Source organism: Mariniphaga sediminis, from assembly GCF_003573545.1.
GTDB classification, from domain to species: Bacteria; Bacteroidota; Bacteroidia; order Bacteroidales; family Prolixibacteraceae; genus Mariniphaga; species Mariniphaga sediminis.
This window is the reverse complement of record NZ_QWET01000003.1, coordinates 74,294-89,459: the sequence shown is the minus strand read 5'-3', so window position 1 is coordinate 89,459 and position 15,166 is coordinate 74,294. Positions and strand designations below refer to the sequence as shown.

Genomic DNA, 15,166 nt, shown 5'->3' with positions numbered 1-15,166 from the left:
AAATGAAACGAAATCCCGATATAAAAAACAGTCTTATCAACCTGGCAAGAATGGTACGGTACAACCTGAAAATTATTTTTGCCGGCCGGTTTATCTGGTTCCTGCTCGCCGCTTTTGCGTTCTTCCTTTTTTTCGCCATTCAAACAGTTTGGAACCGCGGTGTACTGAGCGAGGGCACAGTATACAGCCTGCTTATTTTCCCCGGAATCCTGCTGATTTTTTATCCTTCGGTATTCGGCATTCAAAACGACGACGATGCGCGGATGCTCGAAATCCTCTTTGGCATTCCGAACTACCGTTACAAAGTATGGCTGGTAAGGTTACTCATGATCTACATCCTGATTTTCCTGATCATCTTACTGTTTTCGGGAGTAGCCTCCATTCTTCTTTACAAGGTAGATATCACAGAAATGGCCTACCAACTCATGTACCCCATTGTATTTATGGGCTCTCTCTCTTTTATGTTTTCAACGATTATAAAAAACGGAAACGGAACGGCGGTGCTCATGGTGCTGATTGGAGTGGCTCTCATTATTTTACAGGACGCCGTGGAACGTACGCAATGGAATGTATTTTTGAACCCGTTTCAGATTCCCAATAATTTTAACGAAATCATCTGGCAGGGAATTGTTACTAAAAACAGGATTTTCCTGGGAGTAGGGATGGTTGTTTTTATTCTTTACGGACTTTTCAATCTGCAGAAAAGAGAAAAGTTCGTGTAAATATTGCTATCTGCTACACCAGACTGTTGGTTTCCAGGTCGGGAAAAATGATAGAGGGCTTGAAGCTTTTCGCCTCCTCAAAATCCATTAAAGCATAAGAGATAATAATAACCACATCGCCAACAGCCACTTTCCGGGCGGCAGGACCATTCAGACAAATGGTTCCCGAACCACGGTCGCCTTTAATAACGTATGTTTCCAAACGCTCACCGTTGTTAATGTTTACCACCTGTACCTTCTCATTCTCAATCATGTTGGCGGCATCCATCAAATCTTCATCAATGGTAATGCTACCTACATACTGCAGGTTGGCTTCGGTGACGGTTACTTTATGTATTTTCGATTTACAAACTTCTATCTGCATAACACGGTTTTTCAGTTCAAAACTATATTGTCGATCAATCGTACTTTACCACAATGAACAGCAATGCACCCTGTTTTTTCACCTTTTTCTTCCCAGGTTTTCACTGGTTGAAGGTTTTCACTATCAACAACCTCAAAATATTCAACGTTTAAAAACGGGTTTTTGTTGATGTTCTCAATCACCCAGTTTACAAGTCCTTCTACGGATTTTTCCCCGGTTAGGTTTTTTGCCTGACTTAGTATGTCAAATATCAGAGAGGCATTTTCGCGTTCCTCCGGAGAAAGCAGTTCGTTGCGGGAGCTCATGGCCAGCCCGCTCTTTTCCCTGATAATGGGGCAGGCAACGATTTCAACCGGCAGGTTTAACAAACGCACAAGCATTTTAACAACAGCCAATTGCTGAAAGTCCTTCTGCCCAAAGTAGGCCCGGTCGGGTTGCACTATTTCAAAAAACTTACTTACTACCTGCGCTACGCCGTTAAAATGTCCGGGACGGTGCTTCCCTTCCATTACCTGTTCCAGGTGCCCAAAATCGAATTTCCGGGTGTCGGGTTCCGGATACATCTCCGCTGCTTCCGGAGCAAATACCAGGTTACAGCCGGTCGTTTTCAGCAACTCGAGATCGGCCTCCAGGTCACGCGGGTAACGCTTCAGGTCGTCGGGATCATTAAACTGTGTAGGATTTACAAAAATGCTCACTACCACCACAGGGTTCTCCCTTGCAGCGAAATCTACCAACGACAAATGCCCGCGGTGCAGCGCACCCATTGTAGGAACAAAGCCAATGCTCCCTTTTTCGCGGAGCATCTGTAACTTTTCAAAAAGTTCCTTTTTGGTTTTTACCAGCATCATTGCTTCAAAAATTTGACGCTGCAAAGTAAATAAATAATCTGCTTATATCCCTGATATCGGGTTTTTATCCATACTGCGTTAACACAACGGAAACAACATCCGGAATGTTAACTACCAGGCAGGTGGAGTCAAATTCTCCCGGTTAATTTCCAAACACCTTCTCCCCGGCAATCCACGTACTTTCGATTTTTGCCTTTAACATTTCCTGCGGATCGGCCGTCATTAAATCAGTATCAAGGATAACAAAGTCGGCCCACTTACCAGGCTCAAGGCTTCCTTTTTCGTTTTCTTCAAACGAAGCTTTTGCCGGCCAGATGGTCATGGAACGCAACGCCTGTTCACGCGAAAGTCCTTCCTCTTTCAGAAATCCACCTTCGGGCCAACCGGAGGGGTCGGTACGAAAAACCGACGCATAAAAAGTAAACAGCGACTCGATACGCTCTACCGGGAAGTCGGTGCCATTAGGCAGCCAGCCGTTCTGCTTCAACAAGGTTTGATAGGCATATGCACCATTCTTCAGCCTTTTCTCTCCCAGGCGGTCACCGGCCCAGTACATGTCAGAAGTAGCGTGGGTAGCCTGCACCGACGGGACTATGGAATAACGGGCAAACTTTTCAAAATCATCCGAATCGATAATCTGCGCGTGCTCAATGCGCCAGCGCCGATCGTTTTTTTCTTTCAAAAAACGGGCATACGTATTTAATACCAGTCGGTTCGCGCTATCGCCAATAGCATGGGTGGCCACTGCAAAATGGTTGTCGTAGGCCAATTGACAAATCCGATCATAATACTCCTGTCCTTCTATTTGAATTCCACTGTTCCCGGGGTCATCGGAATAATCCTTGAGTAACAGCGCTCCCCGTGATCCCAGGGCACCATCGGCAAAAAGTTTTATGGTGTTTACCACCAGCCGTTCGTTTTTCTCCGGCCCGTCCTTCACAAAAAACTCAAAATTCTCTTCCGTAGGATTCAGCATGGCGTTGATGCGCATTTTCAGTTCGCCACCGTTTTGCATCTCTTTTATGAGCAGAATGGTATTTTTACCCAGGCCACAGTCGGTAACAGAGGTAAGCCCGGCTGTAAAACAACTTTTCTGTGCTTCCAAAAGCCCCTTTTTTTGTTGCTCCCGGCTACTATCAGGAATCAAGCGCGAAACCAATCCCATAGCATTGTCAATTAAAATTCCGGTAGGTTCGCCATTTTTTATTTCAACCATACCGCCAGCCACTTTGGTTGCGACAGTAATTCCGGCCAGTTCCAGTGCTTTGGAGTTGCACCAGCCTGCATGGCCGTCCACTCGCACCAGGTAAACCGGTGTTTCCGGAAAGAGTTCATCCAGTTTGGTTTTATCCGGGAAACCAGCTGCTTGCCAGTCGTTCTGATCCCAGCTTCGCCCCAGCAACCATTCTCCTCCAAACTTTTCGTGGTGCGCACGAATGGCACGGTAAATTTCATCCGGGCCCGAGGTTCCCCGTAAATCGGCATACTGCATCAGGTTTTCGCCGTAGCCGTTAAAATGACAATGTGCGTCGTTGAATCCCGGAAAAACAAATTTTTCATCGGCATCCAGTATATTTTCCGAGGTATATTTTGCTAAAATATCCGTTGCAGTTCCGGTGGCTGCAATCTTTCCATTTACCACAGCAAAGCTTTCCACTTTTGAGAACGTATTATCCACCGTGTAAACAGTGGCATTCGTTACTATCAAATCAACTGGTTTTCTATTCACGCACGAATTCATTAACAACAAAACGAATAAAACAAAAAGCCATTCCTTTCTCATTTTTAGTTATTTAAGTTTGGAATGAAGACAAAGATAAATTTAAAATTAAGAATGAGCCGAAAATTACAACCTTCCATTCGGCCAAAAGAGGTCCGAAAACAGACAGAACTTGAAATTACATATACTGAAGGTACATTTCCCGATTTTTGCCCGACCGGGTTCCAATACTCCTTCTTATCTGAACGTTTGATTTTTTTCGTGGAAACACCTGAACAACCCGTTGACATATCTCAACCACCCGGTTGATGTTTACACAAACTCTCTTTTAAACACAAAAACATTAAACAATTTTCCGACTTATTTTTTATACTTTAGCAAACTGACAGAAACAAAAAAAGCAGAATGTTTACAATAGGCATTTTTACCACACATATTCCCTACATCGCATTTGTGATGTTTTATGCCTTTTTCCTGCTTTTTGGTGTAAACAAAGCTTCTGCAGGTGAAATTCAATGGGATGAACACAATATCTTCATTGAATCTGCTACCGGAAAAACTTACGTTGAATCTGCTACCGGATATTTTTCAAACTTTCATTACCAAAGCAATGCAGATTTTTTCTCTCCCGGTACTAATGAATTTCTTGTCTTTAAAAAGAAACTACAGCATACAAGCTATTTCTGTTTTAAAAAATGGAATAACTGCTTTCACCCTGCTCTTTTTGGCCGTCCGCCTCCCACTTCATTATAAATTCATTTCAACCCGGCAGGATTAAACAAGGAAACTGCCTGACAGGTATGTATCAACACATTGCACTCCTGTTATCTTTAATTTCATTAGTGATTTTTTTATTCGAAAAACAAAATTATGATTGGCCTGACAGGGATTAGTTATAAAACGTCGCCCGTTGAAGTGAGGGAACAATTCTCTTTATCGAAAGAAGAAATTATTCCTTTCTCGGAACTGTTGCAAAAAGAAACCGAAATTTCAGACATTGTGGTTTTGTCCACATGCAACCGGACCGAAATTTACTTTTCGCAGGACAAGTACGATTTTCAGCTGGCGGCAAAGCTGGTGTACAAAACATTGAAACATTTCAAAGGAATTGAAAACAAATACTGGCACTCTTTTTACAGCTATGAAAACGATGACGCTGTAAAACATCTGTTTGAAGTGGCTTCAGGCATCGACTCTATGATTATTGGCGAAGACCAGATCATCGGGCAAATTAAAGAGGCCTACTTGTTTTGCACCGAAGCGGCACTGACCGATGCGGTTTTAATGCGGTTGTTTCAAAAATCGTTTGAGGCAGGGAAACGTGTGCGCACCGAAACCCGGATAAAAATGGGCGCTACTTCGGTAAGCAGCGCTGCAGTTCAGAAATGTTCTGCTTTGTTTGAAGACCTTGCGGCAAAAAAAGTTTTAATGATTGGCGCCGGTGAAACCGGAGGCCTGGTTTTACAAAACCTGTACAAAAACGGCATCACAAAAATCACCGTTACCAACCGGACCGAAGAAAAAGCCCGGAAACTGGCCGAAAGACACCATTGCACCGTCCTGCCTTTTGACCAGGTACCGAGCCACCTGTACCTGTACGATATTGTTATTGTGGCCACCGGGTCAAAAGTATCATTGGTTACCCGCACTATGATTGAACAGGCCCTGACTGAAAGGAAAGGTGGCAGCCAGGTTTATATCGACATTTCTGTGCCCCGGAATATAGAGGAAAATGTTGAGGGACTGGAGGCTGCCCGGCTGTTTACCATTGACGATTTACAGGAAATTGTAAACGCCAACATGGAAAAAAGAAAAGGCAGTATCGATGCGGCCAACGAAATCATCAACGAAATTGTGGCAGAATTCAGCGAGTGGCTGGCCAGTCGTTCTTTACGGCCCGCCATTAAGGCCATTACCTACAATATGCTGAAAGTGACCAAAGAAGAGTTATCGCTTTATAACAATATTAATTCAGAAGAAACGCAGCATGCCATCAAAGAGTTTTCAAATCACCTCACTCAAAAATATACGCGACTGTTCATTAAAAACCTGAAAGAAATGACCTCCAACGGCAAAAGAACCGAATCTTTGAAATTAGTTAATGAATTGTTCAGTATTGGCAACGAATAAAAAATGAATAAAAAAACCGTCAGAATTGGAACAAGGGGTAGCCAGCTTGCCCTTTTCCAGGCCGAACTAACCCGGAAAAAATTGCTGGAAAAGTTCCCTGAAACCGATGTTGAAATTGTAATCATCAAAACCAAAGGAGATAAAATTCTGGATGTTGCCCTTTCAAAAATTGGCGACAAAGGAGTTTTTACCAAAGAAATTGAAAAGGATCTGCTTGATGGCAAAATAGATATGGCCGTGCACAGCCTCAAAGATCTTCCCACTTCACTTCCCGAAGGATTGAAACTGGGGGCGGTTCTCGAACGGGGGGAATTCCGGGATGCCCTGGTTTGCAAAGACGGTCGCACGTTAGATGAACTGACAGGAAACGACATAATTGCTACTTCGAGCCTGCGCAGGAAAGCAAGCCTGCTCAGGTACAACAAAAACTTCCGGATTATCGATATCCGGGGAAATGTAAACACCCGTCTGCGAAAAATGGAAGAGGGTTACTGCGACGCAATGATCATGGCCGCAACCGGGTTTCAGCGGCTTGGCCTTGAAAAGTATATCACCGAAATCATTCAGCCTGAAATCATTATTCCGGCTACCAGTCAGGGAATTATTGCCATCGAATCGAGGACTGGCGACACAGTCACCGATGAACTTCTGAAAGGGATCAACCATGCCGCTACCTGGGATGCCGCGGAAGCTGAACGCGGATTTCTTCATGCCGTTGAGGGAGGATGTCAGGTGCCGGTAGGATGCTACTCACAATTCGACGGGGAGCATCTTTCACTAACCGGTTTTGTTGCTTCCTTAGACGGCACCTCTTACCTGTCGGATACAGAAACCGGATCCGCGGTTAATCCAGCTGTTGTTGGCGAAAGGCTGGCCCAAAAACTCATTGCACGAGGCGCGGCAAAAATGATAGAGGCAATCAGAACTTCATGAGCCAACATCTCCAAAATAAGGTATTCATTTCAACCCGTCCCAAAGGCGCTTCCGGTGAATTAAATAGTCTGTTGACAGACTTAGGAGCGACATTGTTGGAATTTCCTCTCATCGAAATCAAAGCGCTGGCTTTAACCGGTGAGGAAGAAAAAACATTTTTGGAGCTGGAAAAATTTCAATGGATGGTTTTAACCAGCTCTAACGGCGTCAGTTATTTTTTTGAAATGTTGCAGAAAGTAAAGGGGAATAGTAAACTACCGGAAGAACTGCAAATCGCTGTAATTGGGGAAAAAACAAAAAAAACACTGGAAAAATTCGGATACCGGGCAGCGTTCATAAACCCGGGTTCTACAGCCGAAGATTTCTCGGAGCCATTTGCCCGGCACATCAAAACAACCGGAACAAAACCCAAAATATTGTTGCCCCTTGGAAATCTGGCCCGCACGGTTATCCAGGATCATTTAAGCGAATGGGCCGATTGTACCAGAATAGATATTTACCAGACAGAAATGCCTGAAAAGATGGATCCCGAAGTGGTCGATCGAATTGAAAAAGACAAATACGACATGATCATTTTTACCAGTCCTTCGGGAATTTACAATTTTCTGAAACTGTTTCCGGGACTGAGCACTCAAAAAATTCGCCTGGCCTGTATTGGTGAAATTACTGCCCATGCAGCCAGGGAAAGCGGTTATCATCCGTTGGCGGTGGCACAAAACAGTTCTTCTTCAGGAATCGTTGAATCCATTTTAAATTATTATATTTCAAAAAACATAAAAAAGACATAACCATGACATTTCCAGTAACAAGACTTCGCCGGTTGCGCCAAACGGAAGTTATTCGCAACCTGATACGTGAAACCACCCTAACGCGAAACGACCTGATGATGCCCCTGTTTGTTTGCCCGGGGAAAGGAGTTGAAAACCCCATTTCTTCGATGCCGGGCAACGCTCAACTTTCGGTTGACAAGCTGGTGGAAAAGGGCAAGGAGTTATTCGACAAAGGGGTGCAAACAGTACTTCTTTTTGGAATACCTGAGCAGAAAGACGAAACCGGAGAGGTTGCCTGCCAGCACAACGGAATTGTACAACAGGCTGTTCAGGCCCTGAAAAAGGAAGTTCCCAACCTGTTTCTCGTGGCAGACATCTGTAACTGTGAATATACCACCCATGGGCATTGCGGAACTATTGTGAACGGCGATGTGCACAACGACTTCACCCTTGAGACGCTGGCCAAACAATCGGTTTCGCTGGCAGAGGCCGGCGTGGATATGGTAGCGCCGAGCGACATGATGGACGGCCGGGTGCAGGCTATTCGTGCAGCACTCGACGAAAAAGGCTTTTACAATTTGCCCATTATGGCCTATTCAGCCAAATATGCCTCGGCATTTTACGGACCGTTCCGTGAGGCAGCCGAAAGCGCCCCACAGTTTGGAGATCGTAAAACATACCAGATGGATCCGGCCAATGGCGATGAAGCCCTGCGCGAAGTAGAGCTCGACATCGAAGAGGGCGCTGATATTGTGATGGTAAAACCTGCCCTAAACTACATGGATATCATCTTCCGGGTAAAAAACACATTCAATATGCCCGTGGCTGCCTATAACGTAAGCGGCGAATTTGCCATGGTGAAAGCCGCTGCCGCCAAAGGCTGGATCGATGAAAAACGCATTGTACACGAGCTACTCACCGGACTGAAACGCGCCGGCGCCGACATCATTATTTCGTATCACACACAGGAAATTATTCAGGATTTGTAGCAGGTAACTCATGAGTTACTTAAAAAACAGTTAACAAAATGAATCTTACAAAAAGCATTGCAGCCTTTCAGGAAGCACAAAAACATATTCCCGGCGGGGTAAATTCACCCGTACGATCATTTGGCAGTGTAGGCGGAAATCCACCGTTTATCGCCAAAGCCGAAGGCTCCAAAGTTACCGATATTGACGGAAATGAATACATCGACTACGTGGGTTCGTGGGGTCCAATGATTTTAGGTCATGCTCATCCCCAGGTGGTTGAAGCCATTCAGCAAACAGCTGCCTTGGGTGCCAGCTTTGGAGCGCCAACCGAAACCGAAACCGAAATGGCACAACTTATAAAAAAGCTGGTGCCTTCTATTGATATGGTGCGGATGGTTAACTCGGGAACCGAAGCTACCATGAGCGCATTGCGCCTTGCTCGGGGGTACACCGGCCGAAACCTGGTGGTTAAGTTTGAAGGATGCTACCATGGCCACAACGACAGTTTTCTGATTCAGGCCGGCTCAGGGGCCCTAACCTTTGGAACGCCCAATACGCCCGGTGTTACCGAGGGAACTGCCCGCGATACGTTAAGCGCACAATTTAATGACCTCGTTTCAGTAGAACGGCTTTTCGAAAAATATAAAAACCAGATTGCCGCTGTAATTCTCGAACCAATTACAGGAAACATGGGAGTTATAATTCCTGAAAAAGAATTTATTACAGGACTCCGCAAATTGTGTGATGAAAATAATACTGTCCTCATCTTCGACGAGGTAATGACCGGTTTCCGGTTAGGAAAAGGCGGTGCACAAGAGTTACTTGGCATCACGCCTGACTTAACCACATTCGGAAAAATCATCGGAGGAGGGCTCCCCGTTGGTGCTTACGGAGGGAAACAAAAAATTATGGATTCCCTGGCGCCCAAAGGGCCGGTGTACCAGGCCGGAACATTGTCGGGTAATCCACTGGCCATGGCTGCCGGCATTACCACCCTCAAACTGCTCAATGAAATGACACGTTTTTATGATAAACTGGAAGAAACCGCTGCTTTGCTGGAAGAAGGGCTACAAAACAACCTAAATGAACTCCAGTTCAATGGCGTAATCAACCGGGTTGGTTCCATGTTTACGTTGTTTTTTACCGACGAAAAAAGTGTAAAGTCATTTGCCGATGTAAAAAAATGCAACACTGCCTTGTTTGCTGAATATTTCAGAATGTCGCTCGAAAGTGGCATTTACCTGGCGCCATCGCAATACGAAGCCGGATTTGTTTCAGGAGCACACACCAAAGAAGACATTCAAAAAACGGTGGAGGCCAGTTATATGGCAATGAAAAAATTGAAGTAGATTTTAAGAGAGGATAGAAGCACTAAAAAAATAATTAAAATTAGTTAGGATAATGCCGGAACCCATTTTGTTACAGACCTTAAAAGGAAAGCCTACGTCGCGCCCCCCCGTTTGGTTTATGCGCCAGGCGGGCAGGGTTTTACCTTCGTACCTGAAAATAAAGGAAAAGTATTCCTTCTGGCAGATGATGCAAAACCCCAAAGTTGCAGCAGAGGTTACTCTTTTGCCGGTTTATGATTTAGGGGTGGATGCAGCCATTCTGTTCAGCGACATCCTGGTTATTCCCTACGCTATGGGCATGGGGCTTGACTTTACTGATGCCGGGCCTGTTTTTGAAAAACCACTGGCACAGCGCAAAAACCCGCTGGAGAACCTGAATCCTAACCCAGAGAAGCTATTCTATATTTACGATGTAGTAGATGAGATTATCAAAACAAGGCCGGCAAATACCCCGCTGATTGGCTTCTGCGGGGCGCCGCTTACTGTACTGCTGTTTATGCTGCAAGGCCTGGGCCGCAAAGGCGATTTCCCCGATGCGGTCAAATTCATCTACCAAAACCCGGAAACAACCCAAAAATTGGTGGATGCCATCACAACACTTTCCATCATTTATGCAAAAGAGCAAATCAGGCACGGAGTGGAGGTGTTCCAGCTTTTCGATACACACGCCGGACTGCTGCCGTTCGACATGTATAAAAAACTGTTTTTACCGGCAACAAAAAAAATTGCGGCAGCTGTGCGTGAAGAGAATATCCCTTTTATCTTTTTCCCGAAAGGTGTGGGAACCGGTATTGCTGAAATCACTCCCGAACATTGCGATTTTCTGAGCATCGACTGGCAGACACCTCTGACGACAGCCAGAAAACTGGTGCACAATGACATAGGGTTACAGGGCAACATTGATCCGCGTCTGCTGTTTGCCAGCCGCGAGGAGATAGAAAGAACCCTGAACAATTACATTGAGTTCGGAAACCAACACCAAAACTGGATTTTTAATCTGGGGCACGGATTTATTCCGGGGTTGCCGTTTGAGAACGCATTGTTTTTAGCAGACTGGGTAAAAAATACTGATTGGAAACGAAATAGCTGAATTTTAACGGACTTCACTATAGTATCTCTTAAATTCTTTCAATTAGTTCTGATTTTACCCATTCGAAAGCTTCGCCCGGATTGTAAAAAATCTCCGGTCGCAATAAGCCTTCTATATCTCCACTAAATTCCGGGCTGTTTTCCTTTTCTTCAACATTCAATAAAAATTCCCTTTTACCGGGAGATCTTTTCCCTGTTGAAAATGAGGTATATTCTCTAAAGCATTTTATTATTTGCACATAGTTCAACTCCAAATTTTGACGGGCATAACTTAAATCAAACAAGTCTCGTCCTTTGCTTCGTTGGTATAAGGCTCTTAATTTTGTCCCTAACAGCTCATTTAGCGTATAAGTTTTTATTTGAGTTTTCCCCGTAAACCATTCGCTGCTTACTTCAAAAGGAAAATCTACCCATCCAAGTACATTAAAGTGTTCTTTACAATTTATTTCCAACTTCAATCGCATCCGTATTTCTTCATACTCCGAAGTAAAACGATAAAGCACTTTTGCTCCATGCCCTCTAACCTGTGTTGTTCTTTCTTCTTCAAAAAACGAAATAACTTCGCCTATTCGCTGCATTATTGGTTTTATGGGGCCTGGCTTAATTTGAACCAAATCAATGTCTTCGGAATATCGTGGGGCAGGACTGAGATATAGTTTATGCAAGGCAGTTCCTCCCCTAAATGCCAGATTTTCCAGCAGGAACTCGTCGTTAAATATCTCAACGAGAACACGCGAGATAATTAAATCCTGTTCCACCTGTGCAAATTCTTTCCAGGGGGCATATTCCTGCCATTTTGCGATATAAGGCCTCGGAATCATAAATCACTTTCCAATTTTACATTCACATCAACCTTCCATTTATTATTAACAGCTCCCGGTTTTTCGTCAGATTTTGGGCTTAACAAAACCGGAAATATTTTCACTGGCTTTAAGCTATCATATATGATATCCTGAAAATTTTTACTAATTCCTAATTCCTCAAGTAAAAACCCAAAACGTTGCAGAGTACTTTTACTGGGATACCATTTCAATAACTCAAGTAAATCAGGTTCTTTTAATTCTTCAGTAAGTTCCTCTACTACTGAAAATACCCTGTTTATTCCCCCCAGCTTACTTTGATGATGAATTAAATCAGCTATTGTTAAAGCCGGGCCGGATATTTTAAAAATACCAGCATCCGATTTTTTAATCTGAATATTTTTTTCAGACCATTTGCTTGTTGTAAAAAAACGTATATCAAAGTTGTTCTTTGAGATGTCATTAAATTTAGGCCTTTCAGTTACAATATAATCTCGCTGAATTTGCTGATGACCTGCTCCATAAAACTTTGCAGCAGAAAAAAGAGCGACATAATAATTTCTTTCCAAAAAGGTAAATAGTTTCTCACAATAAAGCTGGATCGGTAATTTTTGCGCTGATGAATATCTTGGAGTAATGATCAGATAAAACCCTTTTCGGAGATTAATAATCTCCCCTTTTTCTGCAAGTCTCAACAGTTCAAATTTTAATGAGGTACCATTGCCATCAGTTTTCCCTGCAATTTCTTCAAGTGAAAAGGAATAATCTTCTACTGACAATAAATATTTGATATATTTCTTTGCATTCACTTTAGTAATTTTTCGATAAAAGTAGCAAAAAACGATACTTTTCTCAAATTTTTACTGCGGTTTTTTTCAATATACTTTATGTGAAAAACAATATGTTGTATCTTGCCTTTTTACTGTGCCTAAGAAAACAATACTACACGCAGGCTGTTAAATACAACATCATCTCTTTTTTTGAGCGTATGTTTTCTGAAAAGCACGAACAGGAAACCACGCTAAAAAGGAAAAATAGTTTTTTAGGTTACATCGGTTAAAGAAACATGAATAAAATTGAAAAAATAGCCCGTACCTACTCTGACCTTCAGAAAAAAATTTGCAACACGCTGGAATCAGCCGATGGCAAAGGAAAGTTCAGTAGCGATCAGTGGGAAAAAGAAATTGGCGGAGGGACTACCGCCATTTTTCAAAACGGGAATATTATTGAAAAAGGAGCCGTAAACTTTTCTTTTGTGAAAGGAAAATATTCGCCGGAAATGAAAAAAATACTGGGCGAAAATGCACAACATTATGCCGCCACCGGCATCTCCTCCATTATCCATCCGCAAAACCCATGGATGCCCATTATTCATATGAACGTGCGCTACTTTGCACTTGACAATGGAATTTCGTGGTTTGGCGGTGGAATCGATCTCACACCACATATTATTGAACCAGAGGATGCTATTTCGTTTCATCATTTACTAAAGGAAACCTGTGACCGGTTCGATACCCGTTTCTATCAGGACTATAAACAGTGGGCAGACGATTATTACTTTTTGCCTCACCGTAACGAAACCCGTGGCGTGGGCGGTATTTTTTTCGACCGGCTCAAACCCGGAAGTTCCGAAGAGTTTGAAAAGCTTTTTGAATTTACAAAAAGCCTGTCACTACTCTACCCTGATATCTACGTGGGATATATGAAAAAAAACGGCCACCGCTCTTATTCTGAAAGTGAAAAAGAATGGCAGTTACTGCGTCGTGGACGGTATGTGGAATTTAACCTGGTACATGACCGGGGCACCAAATTCGGGTTGGAATCGGGAGGAAACACCGAATCGATTCTTGCAAGTCTTCCCGCAAATGCATCCTGGAAGTACAATTATTCGCCAGAACCCGGCGGTTTTGAGGAAAACACACTCGGATTATTAAAAAAGGGGATAGACTGGATACATTTTAATTCCAAACCTACATGAATCCGGATACCGGCAATATGCTTTTTTTCAGCAACATGCTGAGCCTTGAATGGCGCGTATTTTATACCTGCCTGGCCACTATCCTCATCAACCTGCCATTTGGCTACCTGCGTGGCGGGCTGCAAAAACTTTCCGTTTGCTGGTTTGTTGCCATTCATGCACCGGTGCCGCTAATTATCCTCATCCGTCAGTTTCATCATCTGGAATTGACCTGGTCGCTGGCGCCGTTTCTGCTGGGCAGCTTTTTTATAGGGCAATTTCTGGGCAAAAAAATTTGGACGGTACTTCCCTTTCGAAAAAAACAATATACCTGCGCTTTAAACAAGCTCTTTCACTGAATCCCTCATAAAATAACTGTTCGCTAAGAATCGCCAGTCAACAAGCGAAAGGATATAAAATGAGCTGGCGGCTTCCGACACACCAGCTCACTTATTCTACGAAAAAAGTCAGTACGTCAACACAAGTCAGCAGACGAACTTTCCGTGGATTCAAATTTCAAACGCATCCATTTCCCGGTAGGCTTTAATAAAAGCCAACTCCCCTTCTTTGCCCGGAATACTTTTCCCGTGCTCACAGCAAAGCACTCCGTCGTAACCTTTGTGGTAGATGTGTTTGAAAATATTTTTGTAGTTAATTTCTCCGGTAGTGGGTTCATTACGACCCGGATTATCGCCAATGTGGAAGGCGGAAATGTAATTCCAACTCATATCAATGTTTGGAATAATGTTCCCTTCCGTAATTTGCTGGTGGTAAATGTCATTTACAATTTTACAACTGGGATGGTCCACAGCCACACAAATCATCTTGGCCTGTGGCATCCGGGTAAGGAATAAACCAGGATGATTGGTAAGGGCATTCAATGGTTCCATAACCAGTTCAAGGCCGGAATCTCCCACAACGTCGCAACATAAACGCATGTTGTCTATCACATTGGCTGTTTGATAATCCCAGTGCAACTTTTCATCGTAACGCCCGGGTACAACCAAAGCTGTTTTTACATTGGTACGTTTTTGCACCTCAAGGGCTTCCTGCATTTTCTTTTTTAGCATCTCTTTTATTTCCGCATCCTGTAAAACAAAAGACTTTACACTAAAATCGGCATACAGCACGAAAGGACCTAAATCCATTCCAAGACGATCCAGTTCGCTGGCAATCTTTTCCTGCAACTCAGGCGGCTTTTTCATAAGCCCGTTATCGAAAATGGCCCTGAACCCCTGATCCGCAATAAACTTAATATTGTCAATGGGGTCTTTCCCTGCATGTGCCGCAAATGTTCCCAGATGAGGGGCATACTTCAACTTAAACCTGGCTTCGTTGGTGGTCATTTTCTCCGACGCTCCAGCGCTCCATACATTTCCGAGTCCAGCCATTGCAACTCCACTGGCTGCGGCATTTTTAATAAAATTCCTTCTTTCCATTGGTTATGGTTTTAATTGTATTTCAACATAAATGAACCTAAGTAATGACGATGTTTCTTTGGCGGAGCAAT

The 15,166-nt window shown here is 43.6% G+C and carries 16 protein-coding genes; 10 read left to right on the top strand and 6 right to left on the bottom strand.

Annotation, left to right across the window (positions count from 1 at the left end):
• Positions 1-2: 2 nt before the first annotated feature.
• Positions 3-722 carry a hypothetical protein gene (locus D1164_RS04720; protein WP_119348806.1) on the top strand — a complete coding sequence of 240 codons (720 nt, stop codon included), beginning with the start codon at positions 3-5 and terminating at the stop codon, positions 720-722.
• Between the two features lie 13 nt (positions 723-735).
• Here the strand turns inward: D1164_RS04720 and panD are convergent, their stop codons facing one another.
• The 3 genes from panD to D1164_RS04705 form a co-directional block, all read right to left on the bottom strand.
• A complete protein-coding gene (gene panD, locus D1164_RS04715) occupies positions 736-1,086 on the bottom strand; it encodes an aspartate 1-decarboxylase (RefSeq protein ID WP_119348805.1) in 351 nt (116 codons plus the stop codon).
• An 11-nt stretch (positions 1,087-1,097) separates the two neighbouring features.
• Positions 1,098-1,937 carry a pantoate--beta-alanine ligase gene (gene panC, locus D1164_RS04710; RefSeq protein WP_119348804.1) on the bottom strand — a complete coding sequence of 280 codons (840 nt, stop codon included), beginning with the start codon at positions 1,935-1,937 and terminating at the stop codon, positions 1,098-1,100.
• Positions 1,938-2,079: 142 nt separating this feature from the next.
• Positions 2,080-3,720 (bottom strand): amidohydrolase, encoded by a 1,641-nt coding sequence (locus D1164_RS04705; protein WP_119348803.1) that lies wholly within the window; start codon positions 3,718-3,720, stop codon positions 2,080-2,082.
• 342 nt (positions 3,721-4,062) lie between these two features.
• On the opposite strand from D1164_RS04705, the gene D1164_RS04695 reads away from it, so the two are divergent.
• The 7 genes from D1164_RS04695 (at position 4,063) to hemE (ending at position 10,900) form a co-directional block, all read left to right on the top strand.
• Complete coding sequence (locus D1164_RS04695) at positions 4,063-4,410, top strand: hypothetical protein (RefSeq protein ID WP_119348801.1); 348 nt, start codon at positions 4,063-4,065, stop codon at positions 4,408-4,410.
• A 117-nt stretch (positions 4,411-4,527) separates the two neighbouring features.
• Positions 4,528-5,787, top strand: coding sequence for a glutamyl-tRNA reductase (gene hemA / locus D1164_RS04690; RefSeq protein ID WP_119348800.1), 1,260 nt, complete (start codon positions 4,528-4,530; stop codon positions 5,785-5,787).
• A gap of 3 nt (positions 5,788-5,790) precedes the next feature.
• Positions 5,791-6,720 (top strand): hydroxymethylbilane synthase, encoded by a 930-nt coding sequence (gene hemC, locus D1164_RS04685; protein ID WP_119348799.1) that lies wholly within the window; start codon positions 5,791-5,793, stop codon positions 6,718-6,720.
• Positions 6,717-7,508, top strand: coding sequence for a uroporphyrinogen-III synthase (locus D1164_RS04680; protein ID WP_119348798.1), 792 nt, complete (start codon positions 6,717-6,719; stop codon positions 7,506-7,508). The genes hemC and D1164_RS04680 overlap by 4 nt, the downstream gene beginning before the upstream one ends.
• A 2-nt stretch (positions 7,509-7,510) precedes the next feature.
• Positions 7,511-8,479, top strand: a complete 969-nt coding sequence (gene hemB / locus D1164_RS04675; RefSeq protein WP_119348797.1) for a porphobilinogen synthase — start codon at positions 7,511-7,513, stop codon at positions 8,477-8,479.
• A gap of 38 nt (positions 8,480-8,517) precedes the next feature.
• Positions 8,518-9,810, top strand: a complete 1,293-nt coding sequence (gene hemL / locus D1164_RS04670; RefSeq protein WP_119348796.1) for a glutamate-1-semialdehyde 2,1-aminomutase — start codon at positions 8,518-8,520, stop codon at positions 9,808-9,810.
• A gap of 52 nt (positions 9,811-9,862) precedes the next feature.
• Entirely contained in the window at positions 9,863-10,900 is a 1,038-nt protein-coding gene (gene hemE / locus D1164_RS04665) for a uroporphyrinogen decarboxylase (RefSeq protein ID WP_119348795.1), read from the top strand.
• 28 nt (positions 10,901-10,928) lie between these two features.
• Here hemE and D1164_RS04660 read toward each other — a convergent pair whose 3' ends face one another.
• Both D1164_RS04660 and D1164_RS04655 read right to left on the bottom strand, forming a co-directional pair.
• Positions 10,929-11,720, bottom strand: a complete 792-nt coding sequence (locus D1164_RS04660) for a nucleotidyl transferase AbiEii/AbiGii toxin family protein (RefSeq protein WP_119348794.1) — start codon at positions 11,718-11,720, stop codon at positions 10,929-10,931.
• A complete protein-coding gene (locus D1164_RS04655) occupies positions 11,717-12,508 on the bottom strand; it encodes a type IV toxin-antitoxin system AbiEi family antitoxin domain-containing protein (protein WP_119348793.1) in 792 nt (263 codons plus the stop codon). The genes D1164_RS04660 and D1164_RS04655 overlap by 4 nt, the downstream gene beginning before the upstream one ends.
• 257 nt (positions 12,509-12,765) lie before the next feature.
• Between D1164_RS04655 and hemF the strand changes: the two genes are divergently transcribed.
• Entirely contained in the window at positions 12,766-13,677 is a 912-nt protein-coding gene (gene hemF / locus D1164_RS04650) for an oxygen-dependent coproporphyrinogen oxidase (RefSeq protein WP_119348792.1), read from the top strand.
• A complete protein-coding gene (locus tag D1164_RS04645) occupies positions 13,674-14,015 on the top strand; it encodes a hypothetical protein (RefSeq protein WP_119348791.1) in 342 nt (113 codons plus the stop codon). Before hemF ends, D1164_RS04645 begins: the two co-directional genes overlap by 4 nt.
• 150 nt (positions 14,016-14,165) lie before the next feature.
• Here D1164_RS04645 and D1164_RS04640 read toward each other — a convergent pair whose 3' ends face one another.
• On the bottom strand, positions 14,166-15,095 hold the full coding sequence (locus D1164_RS04640; RefSeq protein WP_119348790.1) for a hydroxypyruvate isomerase family protein: 930 nt from the start codon (positions 15,093-15,095) through the stop codon (positions 14,166-14,168).
• Between the last annotated feature and the right edge of the window lie 71 nt (positions 15,096-15,166).